We start from the raw sequence: 17,663 nt of genomic DNA on the forward strand, positions 1-17,663 counted from the left end.
CTTATCCCTGTTGCAGGTCGGATGTACTTCCTAAATCTTGCACACTCCACAGGCCATAGTATACTCCCTTTCTCTCCAGCAATTGCTCGTGGGTGCCCTCCTCAACGATTTGTCCCTCTTTCATGACGATGATTTTGTCCGCATGGGTAATCGTCGAAAGTCGATGGGCCACGATGAGCGTGGTTCTTCCTTTTGCCAATCTGGACAAAGATTCCTGAATCGTGTGCTCTGATTCCAAGTCGAGTGCAGACGTCGCCTCATCCAGGATCAGAATACCCGGGTCGCGCAGAAAAACTCGCGCAATCGCGATTCGCTGTTTTTGCCCGCCAGAGAGCTTCACGCCGCGCTCTCCCAGCTCTGTATGGTAGCCATTCGGTAATTCGCTAATAAAGTCATGGGCATTTGCCGCCTTCGCAGCTTCTTGCACAGCACTGTCATCTGCATCCGGATTGCCCATTAAAATATTCACTTTTGCTGATTCACTAAACAAAATATTATCTTGCTGCACCATCCCGATGTGATGTCGCAAATTTTGCTGCTTCACATCGCGGATATCGATGCCATCAATCGTGATTTTCCCTTCGGTCACGTCCCAAAAACGCGGCAGCAAGCTGATCAGAGAAGATTTTCCGCCGCCTGACATCCCGACAATCGCAACTGTTTCACCAGAAGAGATGCTCAGATTTACATTGTTCAAGACGAGAGGGCCTTCCTCCCGATAGCGGAAGGACACATTCTCAAAGCGGATTTCTCCACGAATGCGTTTCGTTGCAGGGTCTACTGGCAACTCCCTTGCATTTGGCTTGTCGACGATATCGTACGATTCATCGATAAACTCGAACATCCGGTCCATCGAGGCAATTGCCTGAGTCAGCACTGTACTGGAATTGACCAGACGTCGCAGCGGCGTGTACAAGCGCTCCAAATAAGCATAAAATGCCACGAGTGTCCCTACGCTCATACTCCCGCCGATGACTTGGTAGCCAGCATAGGCAATAACCAGGAGCGGTGCGATATCTGTCACCGTATTGACCACAGCGAAGGTTCGGGCGTTCCACCGCGTATGTGCCAGCGCTTTATCCAAAAACTGATTGTTCTCCTTGGCAAATTCCTTGCTCTCCTGCTTTTCTAATGCAAAGCTGCGGATGAGCGACATGCCGTTCACGCGTTCGTACAAATACCCTTGTAAACGCGCCAGTGCAGCAGAACGATCCTTCGTCAATTGACGCAAGCGCTTGTAGAAAAACTTGACAGAGATACTGTACAAAGGGAAAACAATAATGGCGACAATCGTCAGCTCTACGTCCATATAGAGCATGATCCCCATCGTCAGCGTAATCGTAATCAGGTCTAACCAGAGATTCATCAAGCCCGTTTCCACGAAGCTTTTGGTGGATTCCACGTCGTTAATGACCCGAGAGATGACCTCACCCGTTTTTGTATTGTTGTAGTAACGCATCGACAGTCGTTGTAAATGAGAAAACAATTGATTGCGGATGTCAAACAGGATACGACTGGATACCCACTGTGCATAGTATTGTCGGATGTACTCAACAGGGGTGCGAACAACGGTAAATAACAAAAAGGCCCCGAGCATCAGCCAAAATAACTGTTTCAGCTTTTCCTCTTGAGGAAGCGGGCTCGGCAGCAGGTCATCAATGACGTATTTGATAAGAAGCGGCAGAGCAAGTGGGATCGCAAACTTAATAATCCCAATACATATAGTGCCCAATATTTGTTTCCAATAGGGCAGGACATAAGCCAAGTAGCGGCGTATGCTCAACCGTCATACCTCCTTTGCAAACAAGGAAATCCCTCCCCCGGTCATACGGGAAAGGGATTATTCCTCATCATCTCGCACTAAAAGATAACGCTCGTACCAACGTTGGACGAAGCCGTTTTGAAAAGGGCCGCGTCGTGCGCTTACCCAATCCAGCACCTCTCGCAATGCTGTCTGCACTCTTTCCACAACAAATGGAGGATAGTTCATCTGTTTGCTATGCAAAAGAAACTCCTCTTCGTCGAGAATTGAGTACGTCATATCGGGAAACACTTTTACGTCGAGATCATAGTCTATGTAGCTTAGCAATTGTCCCTTCATGCTGAAGGGCGAACCAATGTTGCAATAATAATAAATACCGTCATCACGAATCATGGCAATGGTATTGAACCACTGACCTCTACCAAATGTACAAATGGCCGGTTCACGCGTACGCCATTCCCGCCCGTCTGCTTCTGTCACCTTGACCCGATCATTTCCCCCAATCACCACCGCATCACTGGTATGAATCAACGTAGATTTGTCCCATATGCGGTGCAACGAATGGTCATGTTTATAACTTTCTATGCGGATATTGGAGCCCGGAGTTGGTGACATGACTCTCCCCTTTCTTCTCTTCTCTATTTGAATGGGGACAAGCCTCCTTTAAGAAGAGAGCTTTTTGGAAAGTGTAACATATTTTTGTACTTCATAGCCAAGTGAAAGGTAAAACGGAAGGACTTCCGGATTTGATTGATTGACCATGATCAAGACGTTATTGACACCTCGTTGCTTGAAACGCTTTTCAATTGCTTCAACGAGTTCGCGACCAATACCTGAGCCTTGCATCTCTGGAAGTACAGCCAATCGGTAGAAATAGGCGCGTGCTCCGTCGATCGTGCCAACCACGACCCCTACCACTCTGCCTTCAATTTCTGCAACCATTACCAGATCGCTGTCCCAAGCCAAATGCTGGGCCAAATCGTTCAATGACTCTTTGTCCGATTGGTCCAACCCCGTCTCCTGCCAAATACGTGTGATAGCCGAATAGTCACCGAGTCGAAACGGACGAATCAGCATGTGTTGCCTCCTTCGTAACCTTCTTCCTCTATTGTACAACACATGGACAACTTTGTCTTGTGTCGCCACACCACAAAGTCTCCAACTCCCTACTCCATCTACAATAAATAATTATGTCAAAAGAGAAATACCGCCGTCTACAATCAATGTTTGTCCGCGAACCATCCACGCTTTGTCGGAGAGCAAGAACATCACAGCATTAGCCAAATCTTCCGGCTCTACAATGCGTCCTGCTGGCGTACGCTCTGCTGAGCTGCCGAGCAATTCTTCACGATTCGGGAAATGTTTGAGTGCATCCGTATCCACCGCTCCGCCAGATACAGCGTTTACTACAATATTATGCGGTGCGAGCTCGACTGCCAAATAACGAGTAATCGCTTCTACAGCTGCCTTCGATACGCCAACTGCTGTATAGTTGTCGAGAACGCGAATGGACCCAAGGCTGGACAAGCTCACGATTTTTCCGCCGTTGCCGCCCTTGATCATTAGTTTTGCCGCTTCTTGGGCACAGAACAACAGCGCCTTGCTGTTAATTTCCATGGTCCAGTCCCAATGGCTTTCTTCCAGTTCCATCAGCGGACGCAATACACCCGACGCCGCATTGTTCACAAAGACATCCAGGCGACCGAATTCCTGGTCAATTTCTGCGAACAATTCTTTGATTTTTGCTACATCCCCTACATTGGCTTTGATCAGATGGACACGAGCGCCCTTTGCTTCCAGCTCTGCTGCCGCTTCTCTTGCCGCAGTGCGGTTACGCAAATAGTTCAGCACCAGGTCATAGCCCTGTTCCGCCAATTGAAGAGCAATCGCTTTCCCGATTCCTCGCGTCCCGCCAGTAACCAGTGCAACTTTTTTCGTTGTATTCATAAAAAGATTACCTCCCAACCTGACCAACTATTAATAGCAGGTACTAATATGTAAAAATCACTTATTCATTATACAACTCCACCTGCGCTTTTTCTACCTACGGAAAAAATCTCGGCATGACTTGATCCTCTCAACTATAGCCATACTAAGCTCGCAGTATCAGGCAAACCACTACCACAAAAGGAGGAATGGCAGGGTGTACATAGGTCGGGAATTGTCCGAATTAACCATGGTACCACTAGCTGATTGGGAAATGAATGAGCTGCTTTATTACCATCACAATTTTTCACAATTGGCAGCTTACCTCAGTGCAGAAGGAGCCTCTCTTCACGTCAAAGTCATCCATGAGCTTGAATCCCGTGGGCCAGTGAATGGAGACAGCGGGGGATGGGATCATTCCTCGTCACCTATTTACGATTAAGTAAAAAACCCGGCTGCTCGTGAATGCAAACACGGCGCCGGGCTTATTTTTAGATACGAAATTGGCCGATCTGGTTTTGCAATTCCTCCGCGAGATGTTCGAGAGAAACGGCTGAGGAAGCGATTTCTTCCATAGAGGCTAGCTGCTCTTCCGCAGCTGCAGATACACTCCGTGTTCCATCTGACGCTTGCAGTGTCACTTCGGAAATATGACCAATAATCTCAACCACTTGCTGTGTCCTCGTGGAGAAATCACGTGTCGCTTCAGATACCTGACCGATTTTCTCTGCCACTTCATTGACGGCTGACTGAATTTGTTCGAAGGATTGGCCAGCTTCGTTCACCTTTTCAATACCTTCCGTTACTTCACGCTTGCTCTGATCCATAACAATCACTGCATGGTTTGTCTCCGCTTGAATCGCGGTGATCAGCTGGCTAATTTGTTTTGCCGAGCTTGCAGATTGCTCTGCCAGCTTGCGTACCTCATCAGCCACTACAGCAAAGCCTCGTCCAGACTCCCCAGCTCGAGCCGCTTCGATTGCCGCATTTAATGCGAGCAGATTGGTTTGGTTTGCGATGGCAGTGATCACATCCACGATGTTTCCGATTTCTTGGGAACGCGTCCCCAGATTATCCACGACTTCTGCCAGACTGTGAATCGATTCGCTGGATGCGTTCATTTGAAGCACAGCCGATTGAATGGATTTGTTTCCGGTCACTGCCAAGTGTGACGATTCCTTGGCTGCAGTGAATACATTTTGTGTATACTCTGCGATCTGACCGATTCTTGCCGACATTTGTTCGACTGCTGCGTTACCCTCCTGCGAATGAGAGACTTGCTGCTCGGTTCCCTCCGCCATTTCTTGCATGGTTTCTGCAATCTGTTCTGTCGCTTTGCTCGTCTGATCCGCACTTGCTGCGAGCTGCTCCGCCGAAGAAGCTAGCTGCTGAACAGAATCATTCACAGAATGAAGCAAGGACCGAAGAGATTCCGCCATATGATTGAAGGCTTTGCCCAACGTACCCAACTCATCGTCATTTCGAATATCTACTTGTTGTGTCACATCGCCTTGGCTCATTTTTTCCGCCGCTTCTGTCAACATGCGCAGAGGACGGAGTAAGGAGCGCAAAATCAGGTAAATGACTCCGCCAGCTACCACCAGCGCAGCAATTATAATCACGAGCATCGTGTAAAAAATCGGATTTGCTGCTTCTACTGCTTCACTTTCATACATCACGCCTACCAGCTTCCAGCCCGTATTTTCATTCGTAGTAAACACGGCTTGGACGGGGTTTCCTTCATGCTGAAATTGTAAGCGACCTGACTCTTTTGCATATACAGTATCCGCCCAAGACTCTGTAACCTCAACGCCAGACTCTCCATTTGGATTGACTAGCATTTTTCGGTTTTTATCCAAAATCGCCATAAAACCTTGGGTACCGATTTTCGCTTGCTTGACCGTCGCGTCCAGCGCTGTCAGTTGAATATCAATTCCCAGAACACCGGATTTATCTGGCAAGGACATCGCCATTCCCAACACGACTTTCCCCGTTATGGCATCAACGTATGGGTCCACAATGATGCTCTTGCCGGGTTGCTTCATGGCTGCTATGTACCAATCCCTTTTTCGCGGGTCGAATCCCTCTGGAAGCTTCGAATCACTCGCGGTCAACATGCCACCATTTTCGTCCCCGATATACGCTTCACTCACTTCTGGGTTCATCGCGAGAAAACGTTGCAATTGTTTTTTCGTTTTCATTTTGTTCTCTTCTAAGATGTCTTGGCGTACAATATCAGAGGCAATCCATTCTACATTTCTCGATTGCTCCAGCAATGTGTGATTCAAAAGCGCATCTATCAATCGAACATTTTCAGAGGCAGTCGTAAGCAATTCATCTGACAACTCTGCCTTGGCACTCTGATATGAAAGCAACCCGAGCAAAAGCATGGGGATTACTAATATTGTGGAAAATGTAGCGATTAGCTTGGATCTTACAGTGAGTCCGGGTGTTTTCATTCGCTAGCATCACCTTTCTGCGTGTTGATTGTCCTATATTGTTACCCGTTATATGTCTCATTGTAAACCTTCCTTTGCTCACCGGACTACACATTTGTTTATTATTTATTATTTTTTATTATATTCAGAATATACTTTCTTCTATAAATAGGTGAAAAATCGCTTTACAACAAGAAAAAAATGCCATATTCTAAGAGTAAGTTCCACACACTACTACTACGGAAAGAAAGGAGGCAGCACCATGATGATGATAGCAATGAATCTAAATTCAGCTCTTTTTGATCGTCTTGTGGATGTTCCAACTAAATATAGCAGCGCCTCCTGGGTCGACGAATTCCAGTAGTATTCGTACTCTTCAACGTTTCCATTTCGTCTATTACCGACCACAGGCGTTGTTGCTTGTGGTCTTTCTATGTCCTTCAAAACGGCATGTCCGTTTTTGTTGCCAGAAGACCGCAGGCTTTCGCCCGTGGTCTTTTTCTTTCTCGACAATTAACATTTTCCACCTTGAAAGGGGGTGATTGGTAATGGTACTGAACTTTTTGCTTTTCACAGTCAAGATTGAACGCAACAAGGAACAAGCAGAGAAACTTTTCGCGGAATCTGCTCGCTGTCGCTATCTCGAAGAACGCGCCGAAGAACATGCTTTTGAAGCTGCACAATTTGTAAGCCGCATTTAATGGACACCACTACTTGACCACAGGAGGGATTTTGGTATGAAAAATAAACAACGGCGTCAGATGATGAGGTTTACAGGAGTCAAAGCGATAGATGGTAGCTGACTGCACCAAACTAACGGGATGGGAGGGATACACTCATGTACATTCCAATGATTTTCTTCACGATCATTATTGAGAAACGAAAATTGACACCGAAGCAAATTGAAGCAAAATACATGCAACAGCAAGCGCTGAAACGCATGGAAGAACAAAAGCATCAGATCGTGACACAATTTCCAGAGTTTTTGATTCGATAAAAAACGGTTTTACCAAGATCATGTCTGCGGGGGCATGATCTTTTTATTTTCCACTCCTCTCCCCCTCTCTCGAAGCTTTATAATGGATTCAAAAGGGAAAAGTGGGGAGTGAACGCATGGCGTATCAAATCGTCTTTTTAGACATTGATGGAACACTCGTCAACGAAGAGAAAATCATAACACCGGATACACTCGAGGCCATTCAAGAGCTGCAAAGAAACAAGATCGAGGTCGTCTTAGCAACAGGCAGAGCTCATTATTATTTTGATGAGCTTGCCCAGCAGTGCGGCATCGACTCGTATGTCAGTTGCAATGGCGCATATGTCGTCTATCAAGGAAAAACCATTTATGATCGCCCCATCCCGACAAAAACACTCGATCAATTGCAACAGATCGCGGCCCAGCACGACCATCCCATCGTGTTTCAAGGCAGTACGGCGGGCTTTTCTACCCATCAGCAGCATCCTTATTTGGATTGGACCTTTCAGCAATTGAAGCTTGATTCCCCCGATCACAATGCGGACTTCGCCTATTCTGAAAATATTTATCAGGCGCTGTTGTTTACGCCAGATGCGCATGAACAGCGGTACAGAGAAGAGATTCCCGCTCTCTCGTTTATACGCTGGCATGAGTATTGTATGGATGTTTTTGCGAAAGGCGGTTCCAAAGCGCTTGGTATTGAAGCGCTCCTCTCGCATATCGGGCTTGCGCCAAGCAAGGCAGTTGCTTTTGGAGACGGTCTGAATGACAAAGAAATGCTCTCTTATGTCGGGATGGGGATCGCGATGGGCAATGCGCATAAAGCTTTGTTGCCGTATGCCAATTACGTAACGCGACACGTCGATGATGGCGGGATATCTCACGGCTTGCGTTATATCGGTCTGATGAAATAAAAAAGGCTGCCGAGAAATGCCCGACAGCTTTGCCTACTTGTTATTTTTGTCCCAACAGTTCGCGAATTTTTTGATGCGCCATCGGGATGGTGTAAGCATCTAATTCCTCCCAAGCTACGTATCTTGCATGAGCGGGGAGCTCTTCCCCTTCGATCCAGTCACAGGACCATACTTGCATGTTCCACTGCAAATGGGAGAAGATGTGCTGAACCGTGCCCAGCGGCTGCATGACTTCTACATCGATTCCGAATCGTTCACGCAAACCAACTGCAAGTGCCTCCTGCTTGGCAGCATCACTTTCCTGTTCAGTTTCAACAGTAGGGAATTCCCACATGCCAGCGAGAAGCCCCTGATCGGGACGCTTGTTCATCAAGACTTTGCCGTCGCGAATGATAATGCCTACTTGCAGATCAACAGGACGTGGAGGTTTGGCTTTGCCTTTGACCGGGAGCTCTTCTGCCACTCCCTCCTGACGCGCCATGCAGTAGTCAAACACCGGACAGGTCAAGCATTGCGGAGTGCGCGGCACACAAACCATCGCTCCCAGCTCCATTAAAGCCTGATTAAAATCTCCCGCTCTTCCCTCTGGAATGACCTGGCGTACGAGATGCTCGATTTTGATTCTTGTGGCAGGCTTGGCAATGTCATCGGTTAAATATAGCAGGCGTGAAAAAACACGCATAACATTTCCATCCACAGCCGGCTCCGCCTTTTCATAGGCAATGCTAAGAATGGCACCTGCTGTATACGGCCCGACACCTTTTAGTGTAGCGATCTCTTCTGGTGTATCCGGCACAACTCCTCCATAGCGAACCGTTACCTCGCGGGCTGCGGCTTGAAGATTGCGCGCGCGGGAGTAATAACCGAGTCCTTCCCACGCTTTTAAGACATCATCCTCGGGCGCTTTCGCTAAATCACTCACCGTCGGAAATTTCTCCATGAAATTCGCATAATAAGGTTTAACGGTCTCTACGCGTGTTTGCTGAAGCATGATCTCCGATACCCAGATGCGATAGGGGTCTTTGTTGATCCGCCAAGGCAAATCCCGCTTTTGTGAGTCGTACCAGGCCAGCAAATCCTGGGCAAAGCCAAACACATGAAATTGTTCAGGAAGTGTATATTTCAAGCTTTCTTTTTTTCTTGCCATTTCCTTTTCTTCTACTCCTTTTCAACCCAGTTCCATGGGACGAAACGCCCACACATGCAGTTTCGCAGCTCCACCGGAAATACAGTCGCAAAAGTCTTGATCTGCCAATCGGTTTGCCTTGATTTCTTCGTATACGTGAACAGTCTCGACCTCAAACGTTTCGACAAACAGACCGGGCTGATCCAAGCCCTCCATTGAGCGATACTGACGTGCACCCATCGCTTCCATTCGCTCAGCCATCGAGGTGAGCAATCTCAGAGCGTGACTTCGTTTTTCAGTATCCAGCTTATATTCAATGAAAACCGTTAGCATGCGACATGTTCCTCCTTTACCGATTCAACGCTTTCATCATACCCTTCCCACCCCGTGCGAACAAGCACACAAATATTTTCAGAACGGGCGGGAATTAACCTTAGGCAAACGCTATAATAAACAATAAAAGTGGAAGGAAGGGAGGAAGACAACGATTCCATGGATACAGCCACACATTTTGCCATGGGCTTTGGATTGGCCGGGCTCGCCTATCTTGATCCTGTCGTAGCTTCTACTCCGTCACTTGCAATGGCCGTCATGATTGGAACGGTCATTGGCTCGCAGGCACCTGATTTGGATGGCTTAGTCCGCCTTCGTGGTACCGCTGCCTACATTCGCAACCACCGAGGCGTTTCTCACTCGGTTCCCGCTTTATTTCTCTGGACTGGAGCCATTTTCGTTCTCATCCAGGCCATAATGCCACAGCCCCATTGGCTGCATTTGCTCGGCTGGATATTCCTGGCCGTCTGTTTGCACGTATTCGTTGATTTGTTCAATTCCTATGGCACAAAGGGCCTGTACCCGTTTCGCGACAAATGGGTGGCGCTCAACGCCATTTTCATTTTCGATCCGTTCATTTTCGCTGCTCATCTCGTCGGCTTTATGCTATGGGCAGCAGGTGCGCATCCTGGACACGTCTTTTTATGGATATACGTGATCATTGCCGGGTACTACTACTGGCGTTGTCAGGTGCAAAGACGAACGACCGAGCTGGTTCGTCAGCGAATCGGCAAAGCTGGTACTTTCACCATCATCCCTACTCTTTCCTGGACGTATTGGACCTTCGTCGCCAAGACAGACCAGCATTGGTATGTAGGTGAAGTCATTTCGGGAGACGTCGTCATCTTGGACACCTTCTCCATCAAACCGGAAAATGAGCGGATTGCGGCAGCCAAGAAAAGTTACAAAGTCCAGTCCTTTCTTGCTTTTACCCATCATGTGCACGTAGAAACAAAGGAGCGCTCCTTTGGCTACGAGGTCAAATGGATTGATCTGCGCTACCGCTCGCGTTTTCAAGGGAAAAGTCACTACATGTTCGTCGCCGTGGTCTACCTCAACTTTGACCTGACCATTCGTGATTCCTTCGTCGGTTGGATCCACCGCGGAGAAGAACAGCTTACCAAAAAATTGGATTCAAAACGCTCGTAATCGACGAGACTGCCGCCCCTGTCAGTAGAGGGCGGTTATTTTTTTGTCATCTGACCCGCTCATTTTCACCAAAATTGCACCTGTTCTCCTAGTCAAATACCCATTAGGATCAAAATAACAACGACAGACTGGGGGACTCGACATGATACCAATTCGTTATTCCAAGCGTACCATCACTGATCAGGAGCAAATTGACCAGTTTTTGCAAGTGGCAAAGGTCGGCCATCTCGGCTTGTCCAATGAAATCGAGCCGTACATCCTGCCTTTGAATTTTGCTTGGTGGAATGGCTGTATTTATTTTCACGGCGCGGATTCTGGCAGAAAGATCGAAATGATCAATGGCAACAACCGCGTATGTTTCAGTGTTTGCGAGGAGTACGGCACAATCGCCTCGCCTGTGCCTGCCCATATCGATACGGCTTACATGAGTGTGTTTATCGCTGGGACCATTGAGCGTGTTTCCGAACCTGAAGAGATGCGCGATGCGATGCAATCCATGATCGACAAGTACGTACCCGGCTATTATTCAGAACCGTTGCCTTTGCAGCATGTCATCAAGTATCGTTCTTCGATGGGCAGTACAACCGCCATCTTCCGGATTACGCCTACCGCGCTAACCGCCAAAGGTAATCCCCTTTCCGAAGAGAAACAGTTCTATCCGGGCAGAAAAGTCGGAATGGATGTATAGCCCGAAAAAAGACACGCTCCTTTTATAAGAGGCGTGTCTTTTGCTTGACTGATCTTTACTTATTATATGGAGCACTCATTCCTGTCGAAATCGCGATTCGGTTCCAGCTGTTGATCGTATTGATCGCCATAATCAAGGCAACGTACTGGTTCTCGTCAAAATGCTCGCGAACCTGCTGGTAGAGCTCTTCTGAAACACCGTTAGCTGTAATGACCGTGACAGCTTCTGTCAAAGCAAGGACGGCCCGCTCTGCCTCTGTGTAAACCGCTGATTCTCTCCATACACTGAGCAAATAAATTCGTTGCTCTGTCTCACCGAGCTTGCGCGCATCTTGCGTATGCATATCCATGCAAAAGGCGCAGCCATTGATTTGGGAAGCACGAATTTTGATCATCTCAATCAATTTTTTGTCCAAGCCGCTTTCATTCACGAATTTTTCCAGCTTGAGCATGGTTTGATACGCTTCGGGATTCACTGTACGATGATTGATTCTAGCTTGCATGATTCATCTTTCCTCTCCACTCGAATTTGCTTTCAACCTCAAAGACGAGTGAAGTATCGTTCTTGTGACGAATCATCCATTTTATTTTTGCAAATGGGCAAGCTTATCTGGATTGACTATCATGTACAAACGTTCAATGTGATCTTCTTCTTCATTCATTGTGATCTGCATGATCGCTTTCAGCTGACCTTCGGAGTAGACAGCGATTCCATCCTGACCATTGATCGAGCGAATTTGCATGGTAGCATGAGAAGCCCACCTTGGCCATACCCCCATCCAGAAGGCCGTGATCCGCTCGTCTGAGAAGACGGGATGAATAGCCGCACGGACTTTCCCGCCACCATCGCTGACAAACACAGCATCTTTTGTCAAAAGGCCGACCAATGCCTTCGCATCTGACTTGGAGATGGCCTGCATTAGCTGCGCTACCAGGCTCGAAATCCGATTCGACTGAGGGATGATCGCCTGATGTCCTGCTTCAGCCAGCTTTTTTCCCGCGAGGCTAAACTTCTTCCGGCAATTTACTTCGGTCATTTCGAGCATCGTGGCAATTTCACTGTATTCGTAGCCGAGTGCTGTTCGGAGCACAAAAACAGCCCGTAGTGTCGACGGTAAATTCTCCAAGAGAACAAGCAAGCCATATGAGACTGCTTCTTCGGCAATCACCGTATGCAAGGGATCATTGGTTTCTGAAGCGTCCAGCATCGGCTCTGGCAGCCATTCCCCTACATATTGCTCCCGCTTCCAACGGGCAGATTTTAATAAGTCCAGACAGCGATTGGTCACAGCTTTGCACAGATAGCTTTTCACATGGTGAATGTCTTGGATGTCGGTACCTGCCAATGCAAGAAATGTATCCTGAACAATGTCCTCCGCTTCCGTTACTGAGCCCGTCATCCGGTAAGCAAGGGAAAACAGTAATGATTTATACTCCCGATAAACATCCTCCATGTGCACGGTCATTATTTCGAATCACCAAATTGCCAAAGGGTGTGACTGAGACTTCCATAGCGGATGCTCATATGCAGGCGCTTCGCTGTACGTTCATCGTCAGCAGCTCCCATGACGTACACAAGCGGAACAAAATGCTCGGTTCCATAGGCGGGAACAGCTTTTTCGGCATGTGGAGCAAGCTCGCGATAGTTGGCGAGATCCTCGACATTCCAGTCTGTCAAGGTTGTTTGCAGCCAGTCTTCGAATTGCTCCGCCCACTCAAAAGTAGCACCATCGGACTCTCTCAGGTTCATATAGGAAAAATTATGGACAGTTCCGCCACTGCCGAGAATCAGAACGTCTTTTTCGCGGAGGGGACTGAGTGCTTTGCCGATCTGGTATTGCTCCTTTACAGTCAAGTTCGGATTAACTGATAAAGCAACAACAGGAATGTCTGCATCCGGATAAATATGGCGCAAAACAACCCAGTGTCCATGGTCCAAGCCTCTTGTCGTGTTCAAAGCGACAGGAATACCAGCTTCCTGAAGAAGTCGGATGGTCTCATCCGCTACTTCACGCTCTCCTTTTGCCGGGTACTCGATTTCGTATAACGCTTGCGGGAAACCGCCAAAATCGTGAATAGTCGGGAAGGTGTCCATCGTTCCCACCATTTGATCATGTGCTTCCCAGTGAGCGGAAAATATGACGATAGCACGCGGCTTGCGCGGGAGCAGACGGGGCAATTGGTTCAGTGCTTCTGTATAGGCATTGTTTTCTATGGCAAGTAACGGGGCACCATGTGCAATGAAAAAAGACGGCATCATATGCGTACACTCTCCTCTATACTTTTTAAACTTAGTTACTTTTTGTAAGTATTATATCGCATAATCATCTCGGTTACAAGTGTATCCAGAATCGATGCCGTTTCTTTGCTCTGAACAAAAAAAGCTTGCCGCTCCTAAAGAACGACAAGCCTTTTGGCTGGTAAAGTTACAATTACTTCGCTGCTGCGAAACGCTTGCTAACTTCATCCCAGTTTACAACATTCCAGAACGCACCGATGTAGTCAGGGCGTTTGTTTTGGTAGTTCAGGTAGTAAGCATGCTCCCAAACGTCCAGACCAAGGATAGGTGTTTTACCTTCCATGATTGGGCTGTCTTGGTTAGGAGTAGAGCTGATTGCTACTTTTCCGCCTTCTGCAGTCAACCAAGCCCATCCGGAACCGAAACGAGTAGTAGCTGCTTTTGCGAATTCTGCTTTGAAGTTGTCAAAGCTTCCGAAAGCCGCGTTGATTGCGTCAGCCAGTTCACCAGTTGGTGCGCCGCCGCCATTCGGGCTCATGATTTCCCAGAACAGTGTGTGGTTAGCATGGCCTCCACCGTTGTTGCGAACAGCAGTGCGGATGGACTCAGGCAGAGCATCCAGATTGCTGATGAGCTCTTCTACAGTTTTACCTTGCAGGTCTGCGTGTGCTTCCAGAGCTGCGTTCAGGTTGTTAACATAAGTAGCATGGTGGCGTCCGTGGTGGATTTCCATGGTTTGCGCGTCGATATGTGGTTCCAAAGCGTTGTGTGCATAAGGCAATGCAGGAAGTTGATGTGCCATTGTAACATTCCTCCTCAAATTATGTAGGTCAAGCTTACGAGTTCATTATACTGCAAGGTAAAAAGTTTTTCAACAAATCGGTATGCAAAGTATATTAATCTATTTATTATTTCAAAGATTTCTATCTTGCAAACGAAAAGGAGCATGCTAGACTTGGATTATTACAAACAAAGAGAATCAGGTGATTACTAGTGGAAATGGACTTATCAACGATCGTACTTCTCGCCGTCTTTGGATTCGTTGCAGCATTCATCGACAGTACTGTTGGTGGAGGCGGACTCATCTCCCTCCCCGCCCTGCTCGGTCTAGGAATGCCCCCGTACCTTGCTCTTGGCACGAACAAATTGGCTGGCACCATTTCATCTGCCACCAGCTCCTACACCTTTATCAAGAGCGGTAAATTTGACAAGAAGCTCATGCTGATCTTGTTTCCCGTCTCGCTGATCGGTGCTTATTTCGGGGCGAAAACAGTTCTGTTCGTTCCTCAGGAGTTTTTGAAGATCCTCGTGGTTATTATGATGGCACTCATTTTCGTCTACACCCTTTTTAACAAACGTTTCGGTCAAGATTCCAACTACAAAGGGCTGACCAAATTCACGCTCGGTATCGGGATTCCTTTTACCTTTTTAATCGGATTTTACGATGGATTTTTCGGGCCGGGAACTGGTTCATTCTTTGTTTTTCTGATGGTGCTTTTGTTTGGTTACGATTTTGTGATTGCAGCCGGCAATGGCCGAATTCTGAATCTGGCCAGTAACATTTCTGCGCTTTTTGTCTTCACAATGGAGGGCAAGGTCGTCTTCATGACTGGTCTCATCATGGGGATCGCGATGCTGTTGGGTGCGAACCTTGGAGCCAAAATGGCTATTAAGACGGGAGTCCGTTATGTCCGTCCGTTGTTCTTGGTTGTATCCATTACCTTGATCGTGAAGATGGTGTATGAGTTGATTTTTACTGCTTGAATTAAAAAGCCCTACTTGTACGCTGCTGAAGTGGTGGGGAGGAAGCAGGAGAAAACGCTCAGCTTCTAGGGCCACCCCCTGGGGGATTGACTGCACGACTCCATGCAAAAAGCGAAACCGCGTCCAAAGTAGTCCATTCAGGAAGTTTTTCAGAGGTGGACGCTTAAGACCGTGTTTCGCTTTTTGCATTCCGTCTCTGTCGGTGTCCCTAAGATCTTCGCTTATTTCTCCTGTTTCCTCTACGCGCTTTCCATGTTTAAACGAGCTTTTAAAGATTTATATGAATGAAGAAATATCATCAGTTACGACAGAGAAGAATATTTCCAGACGTAGCGACTTGTGGAGTCCTACCGAGCGGAGAAGGGATTCGCGGGCAAAAGAAACGCAACGTGCTCGCGCTACGAAGCGGCTACCACTTTTGCGTTTCCCCGCGAATCCCTTCGAAGCGGACAGTCTTAGCCCTCAGCAGGACGGAGCCTGGAGCCTAGACTGGAAATATTCTTCTCCCCACTACAGCCATAAGCACATGAAGAGTCAGCCTGCAAACATCCACAGGCTGACTTTTTATGTTCGGCTCTTAATTAGCTCCGGCTGTTACCATTTTTGCTTGATGATCACGCACCGCCTGATTGCTCGCCGCCATAAACGCCTGCGCGACCGCCATCAGTACATCTCGATGCTCGGAAACTCCTTTAAAATGACTTCCGTTGGCGCTGACCGTCACGATCGCTTCACCTGTCGCATGCTCTCCCGACGACAATGAATACAGCTCCATGTCCGTAAACTCCACGTCGAACGGCAGTGCCTGCTTGATGCCTGCCACCAATGCCTCAACAGGACCTTCTCCGGTGCCAGAGTATGCTTGTTCTTCTCCCGTTACATTGTTCGTAATCGTGCAGGAAGCCATGCGATGTCCGGATGTGCCGGTGAGCACTTGCGCATTTACGAGTGTGAATGGCTCCAGTACGGCGTTCACGGTATGTCCCACGAGTTCAAGCAATTGATGATCCTGGACAACTTTTTGCTTGTCAGCCAGCTCTTTAAATTGGACGTACAGGGCCTCCATCTGTTCGTCAGTCAACTGTATCCCGAATTCGTTTACGCGGTGCTTGATGGCATGACGGCCGGAGTGCTTTCCGAGAATGATCATGTTGCGAGGAACGCCCAAGCTCTCCGGGTCCATGATTTCGTACGTGCTGCGCTCTTTTAAGAGACCGTCCTGATGAATTCCCGCTTCGTGCTGAAAAGCATTGCGACCGACAATTGGTTTGTTGAAAGCTATCGGGAAGCTCATGGCACGGCTCACCTTTTGGGAAGTGGTATAAATGTGCTCCGGTCTGATGCCAGTTTCGGCATCCAGTGCTTCTTTGCGCGTCTCAATTGCCATTACCAGCTCTTCCAAGGAGCAGTTCCCTGCTCGTTCACCGACCCCGTTGACCGTTACCTCGACTTGGGTGACCCCAGCGCGAATCGCAGCCAAACTGTTTGCAACTGCGAGTCCCAAGTCATTGTGGCAGTGTGCACTGAACTCTACCTTGTCGCTGCCACGGACGTTTTTCATAACACGAGTGAACATAGCCCCATACTCTTCTGGAAGTGCGTACCCTACCGTATCTGGGATGTTGATAATGGTTGCCCCTTCTTCAATCGCTGCCTCGATCATCTCAAACAGGAATTCATCGCCTGTGCGAGTCGCATCCATCGGCGAAAATTCGATCCGGTCTACAAACTGTTTGCCGTACGCAATCATTTCGCGGGCGATCTTTATCACCTGCTCTCTCGACTTGCGGAGTTGGAAGTCCAGATGAATACTAGAGGATGACAGGAACATGTGGAGTCTGCGTCGCTCTGCCGCCTGTGTAGCCCGGACAGCAGCATCGATGTCCTCCTTCACCGCACGAGCAAAGCCACAGATTTCTACGCCGTGCACCTCTTGCGAAATACGTTGCACCGCCATGAAGTCACCGGGGCTGGAGATGGGGAAGCCCGGTTCAATGACATCCACGCCGAGGTCTGCCAAATTCTTTGCTATCACGATTTTTTGCTCAGGCGAAAGAGACGCTCCTGGCGCTTGCTCTCCGTCACGCAGTGTCGTATCAAAAATATGGATTCGTTTTGTCATGGGTAATGCCTCCTCAATTTTTAGTCGTTTTAACCGTAATAAAAAAAGCCCGGCGTCTCCATATACAAGAGACGACAGGCTTTTGGCTGCCGCGGTACCACTCTCGTTGATCCCCTCTTTTGTCAAAAGAGAATCCACCTCGCTGTCCCGATGACGTGGGACGATCCGTCAAGGTCTACTGAACGTTTTCAACCTAGCCGCTCCCGGGTGAGATTCGAGCATTTCCT

At 48.1% G+C, this 17,663-nt stretch carries 20 protein-coding genes and 1 other annotated feature (1 of these 21 running past the window's edge); of the genes, 7 read left to right on the forward strand and 13 right to left on the reverse strand.

Annotation, left to right across the window (positions count from 1 at the left end; genetic code table 11):
- Position 1 precedes the first annotated feature (1 nt).
- The 4 genes from M3630_RS27810 to fabL form a co-directional block, all read right to left on the reverse strand.
- A complete protein-coding gene (locus M3630_RS27810) occupies positions 2–1,783 on the reverse strand; it encodes an ABC transporter ATP-binding protein (protein ID WP_232774592.1) in 1,782 nt (593 codons plus the stop codon).
- A gap of 57 nt (positions 1,784–1,840) precedes the next feature.
- On the reverse strand, positions 1,841–2,377 hold the full coding sequence (locus tag M3630_RS27815) for a DUF402 domain-containing protein (RefSeq protein WP_007729805.1): 537 nt from the start codon (positions 2,375–2,377) through the stop codon (positions 1,841–1,843).
- A 48-nt stretch (positions 2,378–2,425) separates the two neighbouring features.
- Positions 2,426–2,839 (reverse strand): GNAT family N-acetyltransferase, encoded by a 414-nt coding sequence (locus M3630_RS27820; protein ID WP_016742780.1) that lies wholly within the window; start codon positions 2,837–2,839, stop codon positions 2,426–2,428.
- A 111-nt stretch (positions 2,840–2,950) separates the two neighbouring features.
- Positions 2,951–3,709, reverse strand: a complete 759-nt coding sequence (fabL, locus tag M3630_RS27825) for an enoyl-[acyl-carrier-protein] reductase FabL (protein WP_012684763.1) — start codon at positions 3,707–3,709, stop codon at positions 2,951–2,953.
- A gap of 196 nt (positions 3,710–3,905) precedes the next feature.
- Between fabL and M3630_RS27830 the strand changes: the two genes are divergently transcribed.
- A complete protein-coding gene (locus M3630_RS27830; RefSeq protein ID WP_012684762.1) occupies positions 3,906–4,130 on the forward strand; it encodes a hypothetical protein in 225 nt (74 codons plus the stop codon).
- A 49-nt stretch (positions 4,131–4,179) separates the two neighbouring features.
- Here the strand turns inward: M3630_RS27830 and M3630_RS27835 are convergent, their stop codons facing one another.
- Both M3630_RS27835 and M3630_RS27840 read right to left on the reverse strand, forming a co-directional pair.
- On the reverse strand, positions 4,180–6,147 hold the full coding sequence (locus M3630_RS27835) for a methyl-accepting chemotaxis protein (RefSeq protein WP_251254312.1): 1,968 nt from the start codon (positions 6,145–6,147) through the stop codon (positions 4,180–4,182).
- A 216-nt stretch (positions 6,148–6,363) separates the two neighbouring features.
- Positions 6,364–6,639 (reverse strand): hypothetical protein, encoded by a 276-nt coding sequence (locus tag M3630_RS27840; RefSeq protein ID WP_251254314.1) that lies wholly within the window; start codon positions 6,637–6,639, stop codon positions 6,364–6,366.
- A 35-nt stretch (positions 6,640–6,674) separates the two neighbouring features.
- On the opposite strand from M3630_RS27840, the gene M3630_RS27845 reads away from it, so the two are divergent.
- The 3 genes from M3630_RS27845 (at position 6,675) to M3630_RS27855 (ending at position 8,016) form a co-directional block, all read left to right on the forward strand.
- On the forward strand, positions 6,675–6,827 hold the full coding sequence (locus M3630_RS27845; RefSeq protein ID WP_012684760.1) for a hypothetical protein: 153 nt from the start codon (positions 6,675–6,677) through the stop codon (positions 6,825–6,827).
- A 137-nt stretch (positions 6,828–6,964) separates the two neighbouring features.
- Positions 6,965–7,123 carry a YrzI family protein gene (locus M3630_RS27850; RefSeq protein WP_106654267.1) on the forward strand — a complete coding sequence of 53 codons (159 nt, stop codon included), beginning with the start codon at positions 6,965–6,967 and terminating at the stop codon, positions 7,121–7,123.
- A 116-nt stretch (positions 7,124–7,239) separates the two neighbouring features.
- Positions 7,240–8,016, forward strand: coding sequence for a Cof-type HAD-IIB family hydrolase (locus M3630_RS27855; protein WP_251254316.1), 777 nt, complete (start codon positions 7,240–7,242; stop codon positions 8,014–8,016).
- A 40-nt stretch (positions 8,017–8,056) separates the two neighbouring features.
- Here M3630_RS27855 and mutY read toward each other — a convergent pair whose 3' ends face one another.
- Positions 8,057–9,163 (reverse strand): A/G-specific adenine glycosylase, encoded by a 1,107-nt coding sequence (gene mutY, locus M3630_RS27860; protein WP_251254318.1) that lies wholly within the window; start codon positions 9,161–9,163, stop codon positions 8,057–8,059.
- Positions 9,164–9,184: 21 nt separating this feature from the next.
- Entirely contained in the window at positions 9,185–9,475 is a 291-nt protein-coding gene (locus tag M3630_RS27865) for an MFS transporter (protein WP_251254320.1), read from the reverse strand.
- 159 nt (positions 9,476–9,634) lie between these two features.
- On the opposite strand from M3630_RS27865, the gene M3630_RS27870 reads away from it, so the two are divergent.
- Both M3630_RS27870 and M3630_RS27875 read left to right on the forward strand, forming a co-directional pair.
- Positions 9,635–10,624 carry a metal-dependent hydrolase gene (locus M3630_RS27870; protein ID WP_251254322.1) on the forward strand — a complete coding sequence of 330 codons (990 nt, stop codon included), beginning with the start codon at positions 9,635–9,637 and terminating at the stop codon, positions 10,622–10,624.
- A 142-nt stretch (positions 10,625–10,766) separates the two neighbouring features.
- Positions 10,767–11,312, forward strand: a complete 546-nt coding sequence (locus M3630_RS27875; RefSeq protein WP_173611398.1) for a pyridoxamine 5'-phosphate oxidase family protein — start codon at positions 10,767–10,769, stop codon at positions 11,310–11,312.
- Positions 11,313–11,367: 55 nt separating this feature from the next.
- Here M3630_RS27875 and M3630_RS27880 read toward each other — a convergent pair whose 3' ends face one another.
- From M3630_RS27880 to M3630_RS27895, 4 genes are all read right to left on the reverse strand, one after another.
- Positions 11,368–11,814 carry a carboxymuconolactone decarboxylase family protein gene (locus M3630_RS27880; RefSeq protein ID WP_221869246.1) on the reverse strand — a complete coding sequence of 149 codons (447 nt, stop codon included), beginning with the start codon at positions 11,812–11,814 and terminating at the stop codon, positions 11,368–11,370.
- A gap of 81 nt (positions 11,815–11,895) precedes the next feature.
- A complete protein-coding gene (sigJ, locus tag M3630_RS27885; protein ID WP_251254324.1) occupies positions 11,896–12,777 on the reverse strand; it encodes an RNA polymerase sigma factor SigJ in 882 nt (293 codons plus the stop codon).
- Positions 12,777–13,571 carry a dioxygenase family protein gene (locus M3630_RS27890; protein ID WP_251254326.1) on the reverse strand — a complete coding sequence of 265 codons (795 nt, stop codon included), beginning with the start codon at positions 13,569–13,571 and terminating at the stop codon, positions 12,777–12,779. Before M3630_RS27890 ends, sigJ begins: the two co-directional genes overlap by 1 nt.
- A gap of 172 nt (positions 13,572–13,743) precedes the next feature.
- Positions 13,744–14,352 carry a superoxide dismutase gene (locus tag M3630_RS27895; RefSeq protein WP_047073692.1) on the reverse strand — a complete coding sequence of 203 codons (609 nt, stop codon included), beginning with the start codon at positions 14,350–14,352 and terminating at the stop codon, positions 13,744–13,746.
- A 191-nt stretch (positions 14,353–14,543) separates the two neighbouring features.
- Between M3630_RS27895 and M3630_RS27900 the strand changes: the two genes are divergently transcribed.
- Positions 14,544–15,314 (forward strand): sulfite exporter TauE/SafE family protein, encoded by a 771-nt coding sequence (locus tag M3630_RS27900; protein WP_047073690.1) that lies wholly within the window; start codon positions 14,544–14,546, stop codon positions 15,312–15,314.
- 577 nt (positions 15,315–15,891) lie between these two features.
- On the opposite strand, the gene M3630_RS27905 is transcribed toward M3630_RS27900, so the two are convergent.
- Positions 15,892–17,436: a 2-isopropylmalate synthase gene (locus M3630_RS27905; protein ID WP_251254339.1), complete on the reverse strand. Its 1,545-nt coding sequence runs from the start codon at positions 17,434–17,436 to the stop codon at positions 15,892–15,894.
- A gap of 64 nt (positions 17,437–17,500) precedes the next feature.
- Positions 17,501–17,663 (reverse strand) — a binding site (T-box leader); it runs 72 nt beyond the window's last position.

The organism is Brevibacillus sp. MER 51 (assembly GCF_023714195.1).
In the GTDB taxonomy this organism is placed as follows: domain Bacteria; phylum Bacillota; class Bacilli; order Brevibacillales; family Brevibacillaceae; genus Brevibacillus.

Bases quoted from the DNA above. Each gene is read 5' to 3' on its own strand.
- M3630_RS27835 (WP_251254312.1), bottom strand. From the start codon at position 6,147: ATGAAAACACCCGGACTCACTGTAAGATCCAAGCTAATCGCTACATTT.
- M3630_RS27875 (WP_173611398.1), top strand. From the start codon at position 10,767: ATGATACCAATTCGTTATTCCAAGCGTACCATCACTGATCAGGAGCAA.
- M3630_RS27895 (WP_047073692.1), bottom strand. From the start codon at position 14,352: ATGGCACATCAACTTCCTGCATTGCCTTATGCACACAACGCTTTGGAA.
- M3630_RS27855 (WP_251254316.1), top strand. From the start codon at position 7,240: ATGGCGTATCAAATCGTCTTTTTAGACATTGATGGAACACTCGTCAAC.
- M3630_RS27870 (WP_251254322.1), top strand. From the start codon at position 9,635: ATGGATACAGCCACACATTTTGCCATGGGCTTTGGATTGGCCGGGCTC.
- M3630_RS27820 (WP_016742780.1), bottom strand. From the start codon at position 2,839: ATGCTGATTCGTCCGTTTCGACTCGGTGACTATTCGGCTATCACACGT.
- M3630_RS27845 (WP_012684760.1), top strand. From the start codon at position 6,675: ATGGTACTGAACTTTTTGCTTTTCACAGTCAAGATTGAACGCAACAAG.
- M3630_RS27880 (WP_221869246.1), bottom strand. From the start codon at position 11,814: ATGCAAGCTAGAATCAATCATCGTACAGTGAATCCCGAAGCGTATCAA.
- fabL (WP_012684763.1), bottom strand. From the start codon at position 3,709: ATGAATACAACGAAAAAAGTTGCACTGGTTACTGGCGGGACGCGAGGA.
- sigJ (WP_251254324.1), bottom strand. From the start codon at position 12,777: ATGACCGTGCACATGGAGGATGTTTATCGGGAGTATAAATCATTACTG.
- M3630_RS27905 (WP_251254339.1), bottom strand. From the start codon at position 17,436: ATGACAAAACGAATCCATATTTTTGATACGACACTGCGTGACGGAGAG.
- M3630_RS27850 (WP_106654267.1), top strand. From the start codon at position 6,965: ATGTACATTCCAATGATTTTCTTCACGATCATTATTGAGAAACGAAAA.
- mutY (WP_251254318.1), bottom strand. From the start codon at position 9,163: ATGGCAAGAAAAAAAGAAAGCTTGAAATATACACTTCCTGAACAATTT.
- M3630_RS27815 (WP_007729805.1), bottom strand. From the start codon at position 2,377: ATGTCACCAACTCCGGGCTCCAATATCCGCATAGAAAGTTATAAACAT.
- M3630_RS27890 (WP_251254326.1), bottom strand. From the start codon at position 13,571: ATGATGCCGTCTTTTTTCATTGCACATGGTGCCCCGTTACTTGCCATA.
- M3630_RS27865 (WP_251254320.1), bottom strand. From the start codon at position 9,475: ATGCTAACGGTTTTCATTGAATATAAGCTGGATACTGAAAAACGAAGT.